The sequence below is a fragment of the Achromobacter sp. NPDC008082 genome (genome assembly GCF_042957345.1).
GTDB classification, from domain to species: domain Bacteria; phylum Pseudomonadota; class Gammaproteobacteria; order Burkholderiales; family Burkholderiaceae_B; genus Achromobacter; species Achromobacter kerstersii_A.
Genome location: NZ_JBIBIB010000004.1, coordinates 629876 through 644546 on the forward strand (window position 1 = coordinate 629876; position 14671 = coordinate 644546).

The 14671-nt window shown below is 64.9% G+C and carries 15 protein-coding genes; 9 read left to right on the top strand and 6 right to left on the bottom strand.

What is annotated here, in order from left to right:
* Positions 1 to 2: 2 nt before the first annotated feature.
* From ACFZAI_RS18935 to ACFZAI_RS18960, 6 genes are all read right to left on the bottom strand, one after another.
* Positions 3 to 668 carry a TetR/AcrR family transcriptional regulator gene (locus tag ACFZAI_RS18935; protein ID WP_391568396.1) on the bottom strand — a complete coding sequence of 222 codons (666 nt, stop codon included), beginning with the start codon at positions 666 to 668 and terminating at the stop codon, positions 3 to 5.
* 139 nt (positions 669 to 807) lie between these two features.
* Positions 808 to 1770, bottom strand: coding sequence for a Nudix family hydrolase (locus ACFZAI_RS18940; RefSeq protein WP_391568397.1), 963 nt, complete (start codon positions 1768 to 1770; stop codon positions 808 to 810).
* Positions 1763 to 2629, bottom strand: coding sequence for an ATP-binding protein (locus ACFZAI_RS18945; protein ID WP_054421319.1), 867 nt, complete (start codon positions 2627 to 2629; stop codon positions 1763 to 1765). The genes ACFZAI_RS18940 and ACFZAI_RS18945 overlap by 8 nt, the downstream gene beginning before the upstream one ends.
* Positions 2630 to 2635: 6 nt before the next feature.
* A complete protein-coding gene (gene argJ / locus ACFZAI_RS18950; RefSeq protein ID WP_342067933.1) occupies positions 2636 to 3862 on the bottom strand; it encodes a bifunctional glutamate N-acetyltransferase/amino-acid acetyltransferase ArgJ in 1227 nt (408 codons plus the stop codon).
* A gap of 142 nt (positions 3863 to 4004) precedes the next feature.
* Complete coding sequence (locus ACFZAI_RS18955; protein ID WP_391568398.1) at positions 4005 to 5111, bottom strand: hypothetical protein; 1107 nt, start codon at positions 5109 to 5111, stop codon at positions 4005 to 4007.
* Positions 5112 to 5173: 62 nt separating this feature from the next.
* Entirely contained in the window at positions 5174 to 5668 is a 495-nt protein-coding gene (locus ACFZAI_RS18960; protein ID WP_391568399.1) for a MarR family winged helix-turn-helix transcriptional regulator, read from the bottom strand.
* Positions 5669 to 5996: 328 nt separating this feature from the next.
* Here ACFZAI_RS18960 and ACFZAI_RS18965 point away from each other — a divergent pair, with 328 nt between their 5' ends.
* From ACFZAI_RS18965 to siaD, 9 genes are all read left to right on the top strand, one after another.
* A complete protein-coding gene (locus tag ACFZAI_RS18965) occupies positions 5997 to 7160 on the top strand; it encodes an ABC transporter substrate-binding protein (RefSeq protein WP_391568400.1) in 1164 nt (387 codons plus the stop codon).
* Positions 7161 to 7286: 126 nt separating this feature from the next.
* A complete protein-coding gene (locus ACFZAI_RS18970; protein ID WP_046807392.1) occupies positions 7287 to 8207 on the top strand; it encodes a branched-chain amino acid ABC transporter permease in 921 nt (306 codons plus the stop codon).
* Positions 8207 to 9166: a branched-chain amino acid ABC transporter permease gene (locus ACFZAI_RS18975; RefSeq protein ID WP_391568401.1), complete on the top strand. Its 960-nt coding sequence runs from the start codon at positions 8207 to 8209 to the stop codon at positions 9164 to 9166. Before ACFZAI_RS18970 ends, ACFZAI_RS18975 begins: the two co-directional genes overlap by 1 nt.
* The gene (locus ACFZAI_RS18980; protein ID WP_391568402.1) at positions 9163 to 9966 is read left to right on the top strand and encodes an ABC transporter ATP-binding protein; all 804 of its coding nucleotides are present in this window, start codon (positions 9163 to 9165) and stop codon (positions 9964 to 9966) included. Before ACFZAI_RS18975 ends, ACFZAI_RS18980 begins: the two co-directional genes overlap by 4 nt.
* Positions 9966 to 10670, top strand: a complete 705-nt coding sequence (locus ACFZAI_RS18985; RefSeq protein ID WP_391568403.1) for an ABC transporter ATP-binding protein — start codon at positions 9966 to 9968, stop codon at positions 10668 to 10670. The genes ACFZAI_RS18980 and ACFZAI_RS18985 overlap by 1 nt, the downstream gene beginning before the upstream one ends.
* A gap of 232 nt (positions 10671 to 10902) precedes the next feature.
* On the top strand, positions 10903 to 12891 hold the full coding sequence (gene siaA, locus ACFZAI_RS18990) for a biofilm regulation protein phosphatase SiaA (RefSeq protein WP_391568404.1): 1989 nt from the start codon (positions 10903 to 10905) through the stop codon (positions 12889 to 12891).
* Positions 12892 to 12914: 23 nt separating this feature from the next.
* On the top strand, positions 12915 to 13454 hold the full coding sequence (siaB, locus tag ACFZAI_RS18995) for a biofilm regulation protein kinase SiaB (protein ID WP_391568405.1): 540 nt from the start codon (positions 12915 to 12917) through the stop codon (positions 13452 to 13454).
* A gap of 41 nt (positions 13455 to 13495) precedes the next feature.
* On the top strand, positions 13496 to 13873 hold the full coding sequence (siaC, locus tag ACFZAI_RS19000; protein ID WP_391568406.1) for a biofilm regulation phosphoprotein SiaC: 378 nt from the start codon (positions 13496 to 13498) through the stop codon (positions 13871 to 13873).
* A complete protein-coding gene (gene siaD / locus ACFZAI_RS19005) occupies positions 13870 to 14667 on the top strand; it encodes a biofilm regulation diguanylate cyclase SiaD (RefSeq protein ID WP_391568407.1) in 798 nt (265 codons plus the stop codon). Before siaC ends, siaD begins: the two co-directional genes overlap by 4 nt.
* The last annotated feature ends 4 nt before the right edge of the window (positions 14668 to 14671 follow it).

The window sequence follows — 14671 nt, forward strand, 5'->3', positions numbered from 1 at the left end:
GGTCACACGACGGGCTCGCCGGATGCCGCGCTGCTTTGGCGCTGCGCTTCCAATGCCGATAACGCTTCGGCATTGAGCGCATCCGGGAAACTGTGCGCCACCAGGTATTCCAGCGCTTTGTCGATGCGCGCCCAGCCTTCGGGCTGGTTCAGCGGCAAGCCCAGAAAATGCGTGGCGGTTTTGGCGCGCAATGTCAGATACACCACCCCGGCCAACATCACGCCCACCACGGCGGGCACATCTACGTCAGGCGCAAGTTCGTCAACGCGCTCGATGAAGCCGCGTGCGGCATTTTCGCGGCGTTCGGCAAGCGTGGCGGTGACGTCGTTCTGTTCGATCAGTTCCCAGCGCCGCACTTCGCGCAGGGTTTCATTGCCCGACAGCGTTTCGATCTGCGCGCGCAGCATCGTCAGAATCAGATCGGCCGGCGTGCGCTGGCTGGATTCATCCGCGGCCAACAAGCCCGGGTTGCGAGTCCAGAAATCTTGCTCTTTCATCCACGCCAGCATCAGGCCGGGCATGCCGTCAAAATAACGGTAGATGAGTTCTTTGCTGATGCCTGCGCGCTTGGCGATGGCGTTGATGCCGACTCCGCCCATGCCTGTTTCCAGGATCTGGGCTTCAAGGGCATTGAGGATTTGGCGCTCGGTATTCGCACGGCGGGACATGACATGTTCCTTCATGACGATAGAGCCGGCGGGGCCACGTCACGCGGGACACCCGGCTGTCAGGCCCTGAGCGGCGCCGGAGGAGCCGGCGGCGGGGCCAATCCGACATCTTGCCAGACTTCCGGCCCCGCAGGTCAAGTCAAATCACGCCGCGGATGCCGGCAATGCCGTGTGCGCCGTGCCGTAGTGCGTGCGACACGGTGGTGGTGGACTGGCCGCCCAGCGCGAATACGGGAATGCCCGCATCGCGATTACCCTCGACGAAGCCTTCCCAGCCGAGCGTCGCGGCGCCAGGGTGGCTGGGCGTGTCCAGCACCGGGCCCAGCACGGCGAAATCGGCGCCGATTTCACGGGCGTGGACGACTTGCGCGTTGTCGTGCGCGGATACGCCAACGAGCGCGCCAGCCGGCAATTCGGGCCGTGCGTGCAAACGGGCCGCATCCGCCGTGCGCAGGTGCACGCCATCGGCTTCCTTCCACCATGCGGCGGGGTGCGCGCTGTTGACCAACACGCGCGCGCCGGCGGCGTGGCAGCGCTTCACCACTTGCTGAAAAACTTCATGCAGCGATGCCGCGCCGGCACCATCGGGCCATTGCGGTTCACGCAGTTGCACGAGCTTCACGCCCCGCGCAAGCGCCGCGTCCAACCGGCCCAGGAACGCGGCTACGCCTGCGCGTGAACCGATCGAGCTGATGCCATACGTGGTGGGCAGTTGCAGCCAGCGCAACGGCGGCAGGGTAGCGGGAAGCAGATCGCCGACCGACGCCGCGTTGGCGGGGTCGACCCATTCCAGGCGTTGGTTCTCAAGCCCTTGCGGTTCGCCTTCCCACGCTGTGACATGGCAGAACGCCAGGCGCACGGTGGTGTGCGGATAGACGTGTACATAGGTCACCCACGGACGCGATTGCGTGACGCGGATGCCCAGTTCTTCCTGCAACTCGCGCGCCAGCGCTTGCAGCACGGTCTCGCCCGGCTCCAGCTTGCCGCCCGGCAATTCCCACCAGCCCGACCACGGCTTGCCTTCGGGGCGTTGGCCCAGCAGCAGCATGCCATCGGGGCGCAGGATCAGGCCGGCGGCAACGTCGACGATTTTTTCAGACATGGCGGGCCGCCCAATCGCGTGCGAACTGATACGCCACGCGGCCGGAACGCGAACCGCGTTCGATCGTCCATTGCAGCGCTTCGGTGCGCGACGGCGCGATGTGCGCCTCCGGGCAGCCCAGCTCGCGCAGCCAGTGGTAGACGATGTCCAGATAGTCGTCTTGCTTGAAGGGGTAGAACGACAGCCACAGGCCGAAGCGCTCGGACAGCGAGATCTTCTCTTCGACTGTCTCGCCCGGATGGATTTCGCCATCGGGCTGATGCTTGGCCTGCAAGTTCTCGCTCATGTATTCCGGCATCAGGTGGCGCCGGTTGGACGTGGCGTAGATCAGCACGTTGTCGCCCGAGGCCGATACCGAACCATCCAGCACCGACTTCAGCGCCTTGTAGCCGGGTTCGCCTTCTTCAAACGACAGGTCGTCGCAGAAGACGATGAAGCGTTCGGGGCGCGCGGCGACGAGTTCGACGATGTCGGCCAGGTCGCCCAGGTCGGACTTGTCGACTTCGATCAGCCGCAGGCCGCGCTCGCCGTAGGCGGCCAGCATGGCCTTCACCAGCGAACTCTTGCCGGTGCCACGCGCGCCGGTCATCAGCACGTTGTTGGCCGGTTTGTGTTCCAGGAACTGGACCGTGTTGCGGTCAATGGTGGCCTTCTGGCGCTCGATGTGCTGAAGGTCTTCCATGTCGATGCGCGCCACGTGGCGCACCGCGTCCAGCCAGCCGCGCGCGCCCCGCTTGCGCCAGCGGAACGCGTGCGCGCTCCAGTCGATCTCGGGCGTGGCGGGCGGCAGAAAGGCTTCAAGCTGCGCCAGCACGCGCTCGGCGCGCTGGATAAGGGTGGTGAATTCGCTAGCGCTCATGGCGGATTACGAACGGTAGTCGGCGTTGATCGACACGTACTCGTGCGAGAAGTCGCAGGTGTAGACCGTGTCCGACACCTGGCCGCGGCCCAGCGCAATGCGCACCGAAATCTCGGCCTGCTTCATCACGCGTTGGCCATCGGCTTCCTGGTAGTCGGGGTTGCGCCCGCCGTTCTTGGCCACCAGCACATCATCCAGCCACAGGCGGATGTTGGACACGTCCAGATCATCGATGCCGGCGTAGCCGACGGCGGCCAGGATGCGGCCCAGGTTGGGGTCGGACGCGAAGAAGGCGGTCTTGACCAGCGGCGAATGGGCCACGGCATAAGCCACCTTCAGCGCTTCTTCGGTGGTGCCGGCTTCTTCGACGCGGATGGTCATGAACTTGGTGGCGCCTTCGGCGTCGCGCACGATCTTCGTAGCCAGTTCCAGCGCGGCGGCGGTCAGCGCATCGCGCACGGCGGCGTAGGCGGCGTCGGATTCGCTGTTGACGGTCACGCCCGACTTGCCGGTGGCGGCGATGATGAACGAGTCATTCGTGGACGTGTCGCCGTCCACGGTGATGCGGTTGAATGACGCATCGGCGATTTCGACAGCCAGCTTGCGCAGCAGCGGCTGGGCGATGCCGGCATCGGTGGCCAGGAAGCTGAGCATCGTCGCCATGTTCGGGCGGATCATGCCCGCGCCCTTGCTGATGCCGGTGAAGGTGACGGTCTTGCCGTCGATCTGCACCTTGGCCGACGAAATCTTCGGCAGCGTGTCGGTCGTCATGATGCCGTGGGCGGCGCTGGACCAGTGGTCGGCCGCCAGGTTGGCGATGGCGCCCGGCAGGCCGGCGACCAGGCGGTCAAGCGGCAGCGGCTCCAGGATGACGCCGGTGGAGAACGGCAGGATCTGGCTGGCAGGCACGCCCAGCAGTTTGCCCAGGGCGTCGCAGGTGTCGTTGGCTTTCTTCAGGCCTTCTTCGCCGGTGCCGGCATTGGCGTTGCCGGTGTTGATGACCAGCGCGCTGATGGGGCCGCCAGCGGCCAGATGGGCCTGGCAGACCTGCACCGGGGCGGCGCAGAAGCGGTTGCGGGTGAACACGCCCGCCACGCTCGTGCCTTCGGCCAGACGGAAGACGGTCAGGTCACGCCGGTTGGCTTTGCGGATGCCGGCCTCGGTGACGCCGATTTCAACGCCGGCAACAGGAAAAATTTCGGACTCGGAGGGGATCTGCAAATTAACGGCCATGACTTCGTCTCTTGAGTAGGCAGGACGGAATCGCCGCCAGAAATCAGGCGGCGGGTGGGGGAAAGCTTCGTATTATCCCACCGCTTTGCGGCAGGGGTGGGTCAGGGGGCGAGCGGGGGGCATCCGCGGCCGTCACCGGCAATCAGGGGGCCATCCGCATGGCGGCCACGTCCAGGACGCCCGCTTCGCGGTTGCTCAACACACTGCGCACGGTACCGTCCGGCGCTTGCAGCACCGAGTTGCCTGCCGAGACTTCCTCGCCGCCCTCGCGCCGCGCGGTGCGGCCCCGCGACGGGGAAAACAGCAGGTCGCCCGGCTGCGCGCCGGGCAGGCGAGGGGGCGCGGACAGCACGCGCGTGCCGGGCGGGTAGGTCATGCTGCCCAGGATCGCTTCGCGCGCCAGCAAGCCTTCAAAATTCAACATCCGGCGCTGGGCGTCCAGCCGCATGTCCACTTTCAATAGCGGCATCTGGTGCAGGTTGAGCGCGTCGCTGCCCTCGGTGCGCAGCAGCCAGCGCGGCGATGTAGCGTTTGCGGTGGCATTGGCATTGGCGCTGGCGTTGGCGTTGGCATTGGTAATGGCACTGGCATTGGCGCCGGTATCCAGCGGCGTGCCGCGCGCGGCCTCGTCGACTTTCAGCCAGGTGCCGGCAGGAACCGGCTGCTTGTCCAGCGTGTTGCCTATCGCCAGATGGCAGCTGGAAAAGCGAGGCTGGCCGCCCTGCATCACGAATTCAAGCCGATGGCCATGGGCGCATAGCCAGCCTTCCTGCGCCTGGTCGCGGGCGATTTCGACGGACAGGGTTTCGGGCTGCTTGGGCGTGGCGGCGTAGCGGAACAGCTGCGTGGCGTTCACGCCAAGGACGGGCGCGGGCTGCGCCTCGGGGAAGACGGCGCGGTCAAACGACGCCAGTTCGCCGGGGCGCGTCAGGCTGAGCACGGTGCCAGCCGGCATGTCCACGCCCGCCAGCCGGGTCGCGTGCGCCAAGGTCGTCTTGCGGTCGGCGTCGGCCTGGGCGTCGCGCTGGGCGGCAAACCACAGGCTGAACTGCTGATAGGGAAAGATGGCGCCGACAAGCGCCAGGAAAGTCATCAGCGTGGTGCCGACGCGGCGGTGGTCGCCCAGCCATAGCCGGGCGCTGCGGGTGGTGGCCAACACGGCCAGCCAAGTCAGCAGCGTGGCCAGGCAAGCCAGCGAGGCCGCCATCAGCACATAGAAATTACCGCCAGGAAGAGATACCGGAATCATGGCGGCAATTATGCGCCAAACCGGGCGCGGATTTCAGCGCCCGGGGCGTCGCTTCGCAGGCGTCAGCCCTTGGCCGATTCCGACCGGGTGGCCACCACCTGAAGCTTGAGTTCGCCCAGCGCCTGGAACAGCGCGTTGCGGGTGGATTCGGGCAGGTCGCCGAACATGGACTTGACCCAGGATTCGTGCGCACGCGCCATGCGGGCAAAGCTCTTCTTGCCCTGGGGCGTGAGCTTGATCAGCGAGCTGCGGCGGTCGGATTCCACTTTGGTGCGCACGACCAGGCCTTCTTTTTCGAGCTGGTCGGTGATGCCGGTGATATTGCCGTTGGTGACCATCATGTGGCGCGATAGTTCGCCCATCTTCATGCCCTTGGGCGCGCGCTGCAATTGCGCCATCAGGTCAAAGCGCGGCAGCGTGGTATCGAACTCATTGCGCAGCCGGCTGCGGATCTCGCTTTCGACGAGATTGGCGCAGGTGAGCATGCGCAGCCACAGACGCAACGCGTGGTGGTCATCGGGCGCGGCGCGGGATTCCAGATCGGGAGCGTCAGTCATCGTCGGTTTTCTTGAGGTTCGGCGGGATGTCGGGTACTGTCGCGTGCGTTGCACCGGGCGACCCATCCGACGCGGTCATCGTTGAGGTGGAGGGAAAACCCTTCGGTAAAAACCCTAGTCTTGTTTTGAAGAATACTTTAAACCTAAACTATGAACCACGCCAGTTTTCCCTATGCTGCACAAGGGGATTGTGGTGTGGCAAGCAATATCTTGCCGCACGCGTTTGACGGCGGCGCAATGGCGCCGGCAGGCCGGGCATAGAAGTCTTTCGAATCGCACCCTCAAAAAGAACACCCTCTGCGCGGGCTCGCGCACGGAGCACACCACCATGCGTTTGATCACTTCCCTTATCGCCGCCGCCGCACTGGTTCCGGCCGTGGCCATGGCCGACGCCGTCAAAGTCGGCATCGCCAACGATATCTCGGGCCCGTTCTCGGCCTTGGGCGCTGAAGCCCGCGATGGGTTCAACCTGGCCATCAAGCAATTGGGCAGCAAGCTCGGCGGGCAGCCCGCCGAATTCGTGCAGACCGACATGGGCGGCAACCCGGATCAGGCCCGCCAGCTGGTCACGCGCTACATCCAGCGCGACAAGATCGATTTCTTCACCGGCCCCATTGGTTCCAACGTGGCGCTGGCCGTCGGCCCCGCGCTGTTCGCCGCCAAGGTGCCGTACCTGTCGAACAACCCCGGCCCCAGCCAGTTCGCTGGCGCCCAGTGCAACAACTACTGGTTCGGCACGTCCTACCAGAATGACGCCTTCCACGAAGCCGCCGGCAAGGTCGCAGCCGACCGTGGCTTCAAGAAAATGTTCATCATGGCCCCGGACTACCCGGCCGGCAAAGATGCGCTGACGGGCTTCAAGCGCGGCTACAAGACCGCCCCGGGCGACGAGGTCTACACCAAGCTGGGCCAGATCGACTACGCGGCGGAAATCGCCCAGATCCGCGCCGCCAAGCCGGACGCCGTCTACATCTTCCTGCCGGGCGGCATGGGCATCAACTTCGTCAAGCAGTTCGTATCCGCCGGCCTGTCGCAAAACGTCAAGCTGATCGGCCCGGGCTTCTCGGCTGACGAAGACGTGATCCAGGCCGTGGGCGACCCCATGCTGGGCATGTACAACACGGCGCAATGGGCGCACGACCTGGACGTGCCGCAGAACAAGATCTTCGTTGACGCCTTCCGCAAGGAATACAACGGCCGCTACCCGTCCGTGTACGCCGCCCAGGCCTACGACGTGATCATGGCCATGGATGCCGCCGTCAAGCAGGCGGGCGGCAAGGCCGCTGACCGCGACGCCATCATCAAGGCGCTTGAGAAAGCCGACTACCCGTCGGTGCGCGGCAGCTTCACCTACGGCAAGAACCACTATCCGATCCAGGCTTACTACCTGCGCGTCGTCGACAAGGACGGCAACGGCCGCATCACCAACAAGCTGGTGGGCAAGGTGTTCGACAAGTACCAGGACGTCTACGTCGGCGAGTGCAAGCTCTAAGGTAAGACGCTATGCGTGCGTGGGGGAGTCCGGCCATGCCGGACTTACCCGCCCCGCGCCGCCAGCCATCGCAGGTTCGAATCGCACGCGTACCGCTCGCAAGGTCCGCGGCAGGGGGAAGTGTTCATGACGTTTACGCTGATCGTCGAGCAATTGCTGAACGGTCTGCAGTTTGGGTTGATGTTGTTTCTGATCGCGGCCGGGCTGACCCTGGTCTTCGGCATCATGGACATCATGAATCTGGCTCACGGCTCGCTCTACATGGCAGGCGCGTATGTCGCCGCTGAAACCATGCAGCGCACAGGTTCATTTACCGCCGCCGTTCTGGTGGCGGCCGTCGCCACCGGCCTGGTTGGCGTGGTGTTGGAACTGACGCTTATCCGCCGCCTGGCGCTGCGCGACCACCTGGCTCAGGTGCTGGGCACCTACGCCGTCATTCTTATCGCCAATGATCTGGTCAAGATGATCTGGGGCCCCGCGCCCGTCATGCTCAACATGCCGGCTGTGTTGTCAGGCCCGGTGCGCCTCTTGCCAGACTTGCTGTACCCCGCTTACCGCCTGATGATCATCGTGTTCGGCGTGGCCGCCGCTGCAGGGCTGTACTGGTTCGTGACGCGTACCCGCGCGGGCGTGCTGGTGCGGGCCGGCGCGTCCAACCGCCAAATGGCCACGCTGATGGGCGTGCGCGTGCCGTTGCTGTTCCTGGGCGTGTTCGTGCTGGGCGCCATGCTGGCCGCCGTGGCGGGCGCGCTGCTAGGCCCGATCACCTCGGTGCAAGTGGGCATGGGTGAAGAAATTCTGATTCTGGTGCTGGTGTGCATCGTCATCGGCGGCATCGGGTCGATCCGGGGCGCGTTCGTGGGCGCCTTGCTGGTGGGCATGGTGGATACGGCGGGGCGCGCGTTTCTGCCGATGTTGTTGCGCCAGGTCTTTTCGCCGGCGGTGGCCTCCAGCGTCGGCCCGACGCTTGCCGCCATCGCCATTTATGTCTTGATGGCGGCTGTGCTGGTGTTCCGGCCCTCTGGCCTGTTTCCGGCGCGGGGTTGATGATGAGAACCACACTCTGGACGGTGGTCCTGCTGGCGGCCTTGGCGGCGTTCCCGCTGGTGGCGCCCGCACTGGGCCTGGACTTCTACATTTCATTCGTGCGCCGCGTGCTGATCTACGCGCTGGCCGCGACCAGCCTGAATTTGATTCTGGGCTACGGCGGCATGGTGGCGCTGGGGCACGCGGCCTTCTTTGGCGCAGGCGCCTACGCCGTGGGCATTCTGGCGATGTCGGGCGTCACATCCGCGCTGATCGTCTGGCCGGTGGCGATGCTGCTGGCGGGCGTGCTGGCGGCCATCACCGGGGCGATCTCGCTGCGCACCCGTGGCGTGTACTTCATCATGATCACGCTGGCGTTTGCGCAGATGCTGTTCTACATCTTCATTTCGCTGCGCCAATACGGCGGGGAAGACGGGCTGAACCTGCCGGGCTATTCCACGCTGCCCGGCATCGATCTGGCCAATGACGTCAGCTTCTATTACCTGGTGCTGGTGCTGTTTGCGTTGCTGATGTGGGTGTTCAGCCGCGTCGTGTCGTCGCGCTTTGGCACGGCCTTGCAGGGCATCCGCGAGAATGAATCGCGCATGGAGTCCATGGGTTACCCGGTCTACCGCATCAAGCTCGCGGCCTTCACGTTAAGTGGGGCGGCCGCGGGTTTGGCCGGCGCGCTGTTGGCCAACCATAACCTCTTCATCTCGCCCAGCCTGATGCATTGGACGCAGTCGGCCAACCTGCTGATCATGGTGCTGGTGGGCGGCATCGGCTTGCGCTGGGGCGGTGTGGCCGGCGCGGTGGTGATGCTGACCCTGGAAGAAGTGCTGCGTCTATGGACGGAATACTGGCATCTGCCGCTGGGTGTGTTGCTGCTGTGCGTGGTGTTTGGCGCGCCGCGTGGTCTGGTCGGGTTGTTCGGCCCGTGGTTTGGCGGCCGCGCCGCATCGGGCAAGGTGGGATCATGAGCGCAGTGATGCATGGCAGTGCCGCCATGAACGGCAATTCCACGGCTAGCCCGGTCTTGCAGGCGACGGGGCTGGTGCGCCGCTTCGGCGCGCTGGTCGCCACCGACAATGTGTCGCTGTCCTTGAACCCGGGCGAGATCCACGCCTTGATCGGCCCTAACGGCGCGGGCAAGTCGACGCTGATCCATCTGCTGTCCGGCACGCTGGCGGCCGATTCCGGCACGCTCACCGTGGCCGGGCGCGACGTCACCAGCATGAACGCGCACCAGCGCGTGGCGGCAGGGCTGTCGCGCTCGTATCAGATCACCAATATCTTCAAGCAGTCCAACGTGTTGGACAACCTGGTGCTGGCGGTGCAGGCGCACGCGGGTTCGAGCTTCCGTTTCTGGAAGCCGCGCGCCGCCGAAGCTGCGCTGTATGAACAGGCGCGCGAACTGGCGCGCGAATGCGCCATCGACGCCAGCTTGCTCGAACGCCCGGCCGGCACGCTGCCGCATGGTGAACAACGCAAGGTGGAATTCGCGCTGGCGCTGGCCGCCCGCCCCAGCGTGCTGCTGCTGGACGAACCCATGGCCGGCATGGGGCCGGACGAAACCGTGCGCCTGACCGAACTGATTGAAACGCTGCGCGGCCGCGCCGCCATGCTGCTGGTGGAACACGATATGCAGGCGGTGTTCCGTCTGGCTGATCGCCTGTCGGTGCTGGTGTATGGCCGCGTCATCGCGACCGGCACGCCCGACGAAATCCGCGCCAATCCGGAAGTGCGGCAAGCCTATCTGGGCGACGAGGAGACCGCGTGATGCTCACCATCGAATCGGCCAAAAGCGGCTACGGCGCCAGCCAGGTGCTGTTTGGCGTGGACTTGCAGATAGGGGCGGGCCAGGTCGTGACCTTGCTGGGCCGCAATGGCATGGGCAAGACGACGCTGCTGCGCACGTTGTTCGGCCAGTTGCCGCTGCGCGGCGGCAAGATCCATTTCGCCGGACACGACATCAGCGGCTGGAGCTCTGACCGCATCGCGCGGCTGGGCGTGGCCATCGTGCCGGAAGGGCGGCAGTGCTTTCCCAACCTGACGGTGCGCGAACACCTGACGGCGTTCGTCGCCGCGCGTAACCCCGACATCGGCGACCCCTGGACGCCCGACCGCGTGTTCGACCTGTTCCCCCGTTTGCGCGAGCGTGCGCGCAACATGGGCAACCAACTGTCTGGCGGCGAGCAGCAGATGCTGGCCATCGGCCGGGCGCTGGTCACCAATCCGCGCCTGCTGATTCTGGACGAGGCCACCGAAGGCCTGGCGCCCAAGATCCGCGAAGAAATCTGGAACTGCCTGGCGCGACTGCGCGAAGCGGGGCAGACCATTCTTGTCATCGACAAATATGTCGAAAGGTTGCTGAGCCTGGCGGATCAGCACGTCATTCTGGAACGCGGCAAGGTGGTCTGGACCGGCGACTCCCCGTCGCTGGATGCCGACCGCGCCCTATGGGAACGCTATCTGGGCGTGTAGTAATAAAGCCGCAAGGTGCGTGGCCAGGCGCGTAAAAAACAAGATATAAATCGCAATAAATCGGCATTTACATTGCTGCGTTGAAACTTAAGGTGTCTAGAACGCATCCAGACGTTTGCACCTGTTTCAATTGCCCCCACTGTTCTCTACACTTGTCGCGCCGGGCCCATCACGTGCCTACCAAGGTGGGTACGCACGTCACGTCATATCAAGCTGTCAGGGAAGACTTCGCATGGCGAAATGGGGTTTGCGCAAAAAATCATTGATGGCGCTGTTGTTGGCGTGCGTGGTCGCTTTGGCGCCCGCTGCCGTGATCGGCTGGCTGGTGCTGGACGGGGTCCGCGACCACTTCGGGCGCGCCTTCGCCGACAACTTCACGCAGTTGAACCGTCAACGCATCCTGGCGCCGGTGTCGCGCGAGCTGGCCTTGTCCTTGCGGCTGGCCGACAGCGAAGTCACGCGGCGCTGGTTGCGCAATGAGGACGATCCGGCCGCGCGCGAATTGTTCTTCCGTGAAGCCGACGGCTACCGCCGAGACCTGCTGGGCCGCGCGTACTTCATCGCCAGCGCCGAGTCCGGCCACTACTACTTCAATGACGACAAGCCGCTGTCCGAGACGCCGCGCTACACGCTGAGCCGCAGCGCGGCCGACGACGGCTGGTTCTACGCCACGCTGAAGTCGCCGGCCAAATACAACATCAACGTCAATCCCGACCTGAAGCTCCAGACCACCAAGGTGTGGATTAACGCCCAGGTGCGCGACGGCGACAAGGTCGTGGGCCTGACGGGCGCCGGGCTGGATGTGGGCGGCTTCCTGCGCGAATTCGTCAACAGCGGCCAGCCGGGCGTAACGCCGATCATCGTGGATGAAGACGGCGCGATCCAGGCGCATATGGATGCGTCGCTGATTGCCTATAACTCGGGCGCGGGCGGCGTCGCAGGCACGCGCGGCCAGGTGTTCAACCTGCTGGACGCCGGCCCCAGCCGCGATGAACTGCGTTCCGCCATGCACGCAGCCCAGGCCGACCCGCAATCGGTGCAGACCGCCTGGGTCAATATGGACGGCACGCGCCAATTGGTGTCGGTTGCGTACATGCCAGAATTGCACTGGCACGTGCTCACGTTGGTGGACCTGGGGGCGGCCCGCGTGCTGGACACGGGCTGGCTGTGGCCTGCCGCGATTGGCCTGGTGTTGTTGTTCGCCGCCATGCTGCTGTGCTTCGGCTTTGCCATCGAACGTTTGATGCTGCGCCCCTTGCGCCGCTTGCAGCAGTCGGCCCGCGCCATCGCGGATGGCAGCTACGACGTGCGCCTGCCGCCGGGCGGCCAGGACGAAATCGGCGACCTGAGCCGCGCCTTTGGCGTGATGGCCGATAAGGTGCGCCAACACACCGCCGAACTTGAAAGCAAGGTGCGCGAACGCACGTCGGAACTGGAAGACGCCAACCGAGCCATGGCCGCCGCGCACAAGAAGATCGGTGATTCGATTGACTACGCCAGCCTGATCCAGCGCGCCATTCTGCCGGACCGCCAGTTGACGCAGTCGCTCGGTGCGCATCACTTCGTGCTGTGGAAGCCGCGCGACGTGGTGGGGGGCGACTTCTACGTATTCCGTTCCGACGGCGCCAATTGCCTGTTGGGCATCATGGACTGCGCGGGCCACGGCGTGCCGGGCGCATTGATGACGATGCTGGCGCGCGCCGCCATCGATCTGGCCATTACCGAGGCCGGCCCCGCCGACCCGGCCGGCATCCTGACCCGCACCGACACCGCCATCCGCGCCATGCTTGCGGATGCGCAACTGCCCCGCGCACTGGCCACGAATACCGACGCGGGCCTGGTATATATTGACCGCCAGGCCGGGCGCCTGCGCTACGCGGGCGCCAAGATCAGCCTGTACGCCAGCGATGGCGAGACGCTGCGCGAAATTCCCGGCGGTAAGCGGGCATTGGGCGACAAGCGCACGGGCGCTTACGAAAATATTGATTTGCAGATGGAACCGGGCTGGACGTATTACCTGGCGACGGACGGCTTCCTGGACCAGGCGGGCGGCGAGCACGGATTCGGGTTCGGCAACACGCGTTTTGCAGGAATGCTCAAGAGACACGCCCGGCAGCCGTTAACTGAACAGGCCGCCGCATTTACGCAAGCGCTGGCCGAGTACCAGGGTGGCCGTCCCCAGCGTGACGACATCACCCTGCTGTCTTTCCGTTTCGATTAAACGTTTTCCGGGCGGTACCCCCTATGAATGCCTCCGATCTCTACGCGCTGGGTGAACGGTTCAACCAGAACCGCACTCTGCTGTGCTTCAACGGGCCGATCTCCCGCAGCCTGATCGAGGAAATTGGCAACGCGCTCAAGAATTACTTGAACGCGGAACACGCACGGCCGGCGGAGGCCATGGACGTTTTTTCGGTCTATATCGAAATGATCCAGAACATCCGCCAATACGCCGCCGCCAATGGCGATGCCGAGGCATCGGCCACGGTGGTGATCGGCCGCCGCGATGAAAGCCGCTACGTGGTGTCGGCGGGCAACCTGGTGAAGACCGAGGACGGCCATGCGCTGGTCGCCCGGATTCGCGAGCTGGCCGCGCTGGACAAGCCGGCGCTGAAGGCTGAATACAAGGCGCAGCTGCACAAGCCGCGCACCCAGGGCGTGGCTTCGGGCGCGGGGCTGGGGCTGATCGACATCGCGCGCCGCGCCGGCGCTCCGCTGGAAGCCAGCCTGACGCCCGCCGCGGGCGAGGGCCGGGCGTTCTTCAGCCTGAGCGTCGTGATCTGAGGGCGCACGCGCGCATTCCAGAATCATTTTCGGAGTATCTGATGAAAGAGTTGAACATTCCCGGGACGCAGTCCACGCCTGCCATCACCGCCGACGCCGCCACCGGCGTGCTGGTGATGCGCGGCGACTCTTACCCCGAGAATTCCTTTGAATTGTTTGGCCCGGTCATCGAGTGGGTCGAGGCTTACCTGCTGGGGTCCTCCGCCCCGCTGAGCCTGGAATTGGAACTGCTGTACCTGAACACCAGCAGCATCAAGTCCGTCATGGACATCTTCGATCTGCTCGAAGCCGCCCACGGCAAGGGCCGCCAGGTCAGCGTGACCTGGTTCTATGACAGCCGCAATGAACGCGTCGGCGAACTGGCCGAAGAATTCAAGGAAGACTGCACGTTTCCGTTCTCGGTGGTTGGCCGAGAATGAAACCGGGCGCCGCCGAACTGGATCGCCGCATCGTCGCGCTGCTGGCGGACCCGGCCTATACCGGCCACCCGTTGCGCGAGGCGCTGGAGTCGCTGTGGCAGCACACCGCCGAGCAGATGGCGCGCATTGAACGCGTAACTCAGCTGTCGGACGCCTATCAGACCATGGCGCATGAGCGCGAGCTGGGCCTGTACGACAAGTTTGACCGCCAGCTGCGGCGCTTGACGCGTATTGCGCGCATATCCGATCACTACCAGAGCATGATGCGCGACCTGAATGTGGCGCTGGAAGAAACGTCCAACCGCGATCCGCTGACCAGTTTGCTGAACCGGCGCGCCTTGATGGAAATGATCAAGCAGGAAGTCGGGCGGGTGGCGCGCAGCGGCGAGAGCTTTGTTGTGGCGATGCTGGACGTGGACCACTTCAAGGCGGTGAATGACCGCTTCGGCCATGAAACGGGCGACCGCGCGCTGGTGGAACTTGCCGGCGTGCTGGTCAAGAGCCTGCGTGAATATGATTTGTGCGGCCGTTGGGGCGGCGAGGAATTTCTGGTGCTGCTTCCCAACACGCGGCCCGAAGCGGCGCAAGGCGTCATGGACCGGCTGGTCGGCGCGGTGCGCGGGCTGGCGGTGGCGGCGGGCGACGACGTATTGAGGTTGACGGTCAGTATCGGCATGGCGCATCACCAGTTGGGAGAGACCTTCTCGGAAACGCTCAGTCGTGCTGACCAGGCGCTGTACCTGGCCAAGCAGGACGGACGCGACCGCGTGGCGCTAGGCTTTCCAAAGCGCTGAATGA

Excerpts from the sequence above, each read along its gene's own strand:
- ACFZAI_RS18935 (WP_391568396.1), bottom strand. The coding sequence starts at position 668 with ATGTCCCGCCGTGCGAATACCGAGCGCCAAATCCTCAATGCCCTTGAA.
- ACFZAI_RS18940 (WP_391568397.1), bottom strand. The coding sequence starts at position 1,770 with ATGTCTGAAAAAATCGTCGACGTTGCCGCCGGCCTGATCCTGCGCCCC.
- ACFZAI_RS18945 (WP_054421319.1), bottom strand. The coding sequence starts at position 2,629 with ATGAGCGCTAGCGAATTCACCACCCTTATCCAGCGCGCCGAGCGCGTG.
- argJ (WP_342067933.1), bottom strand. The coding sequence starts at position 3,862 with ATGGCCGTTAATTTGCAGATCCCCTCCGAGTCCGAAATTTTTCCTGTT.
- ACFZAI_RS18955 (WP_391568398.1), bottom strand. The coding sequence starts at position 5,111 with ATGATTCCGGTATCTCTTCCTGGCGGTAATTTCTATGTGCTGATGGCG.
- ACFZAI_RS18960 (WP_391568399.1), bottom strand. The coding sequence starts at position 5,668 with ATGACTGACGCTCCCGATCTGGAATCCCGCGCCGCGCCCGATGACCAC.
- ACFZAI_RS18965 (WP_391568400.1), top strand. The coding sequence starts at position 5,997 with ATGCGTTTGATCACTTCCCTTATCGCCGCCGCCGCACTGGTTCCGGCC.
- ACFZAI_RS18970 (WP_046807392.1), top strand. The coding sequence starts at position 7,287 with ATGACGTTTACGCTGATCGTCGAGCAATTGCTGAACGGTCTGCAGTTT.
- ACFZAI_RS18975 (WP_391568401.1), top strand. The coding sequence starts at position 8,207 with ATGATGAGAACCACACTCTGGACGGTGGTCCTGCTGGCGGCCTTGGCG.
- ACFZAI_RS18980 (WP_391568402.1), top strand. The coding sequence starts at position 9,163 with ATGAGCGCAGTGATGCATGGCAGTGCCGCCATGAACGGCAATTCCACG.
- ACFZAI_RS18985 (WP_391568403.1), top strand. The coding sequence starts at position 9,966 with ATGCTCACCATCGAATCGGCCAAAAGCGGCTACGGCGCCAGCCAGGTG.
- siaA (WP_391568404.1), top strand. The coding sequence starts at position 10,903 with ATGGCGAAATGGGGTTTGCGCAAAAAATCATTGATGGCGCTGTTGTTG.
- siaB (WP_391568405.1), top strand. The coding sequence starts at position 12,915 with ATGAATGCCTCCGATCTCTACGCGCTGGGTGAACGGTTCAACCAGAAC.
- siaC (WP_391568406.1), top strand. The coding sequence starts at position 13,496 with ATGAAAGAGTTGAACATTCCCGGGACGCAGTCCACGCCTGCCATCACC.
- siaD (WP_391568407.1), top strand. The coding sequence starts at position 13,870 with ATGAAACCGGGCGCCGCCGAACTGGATCGCCGCATCGTCGCGCTGCTG.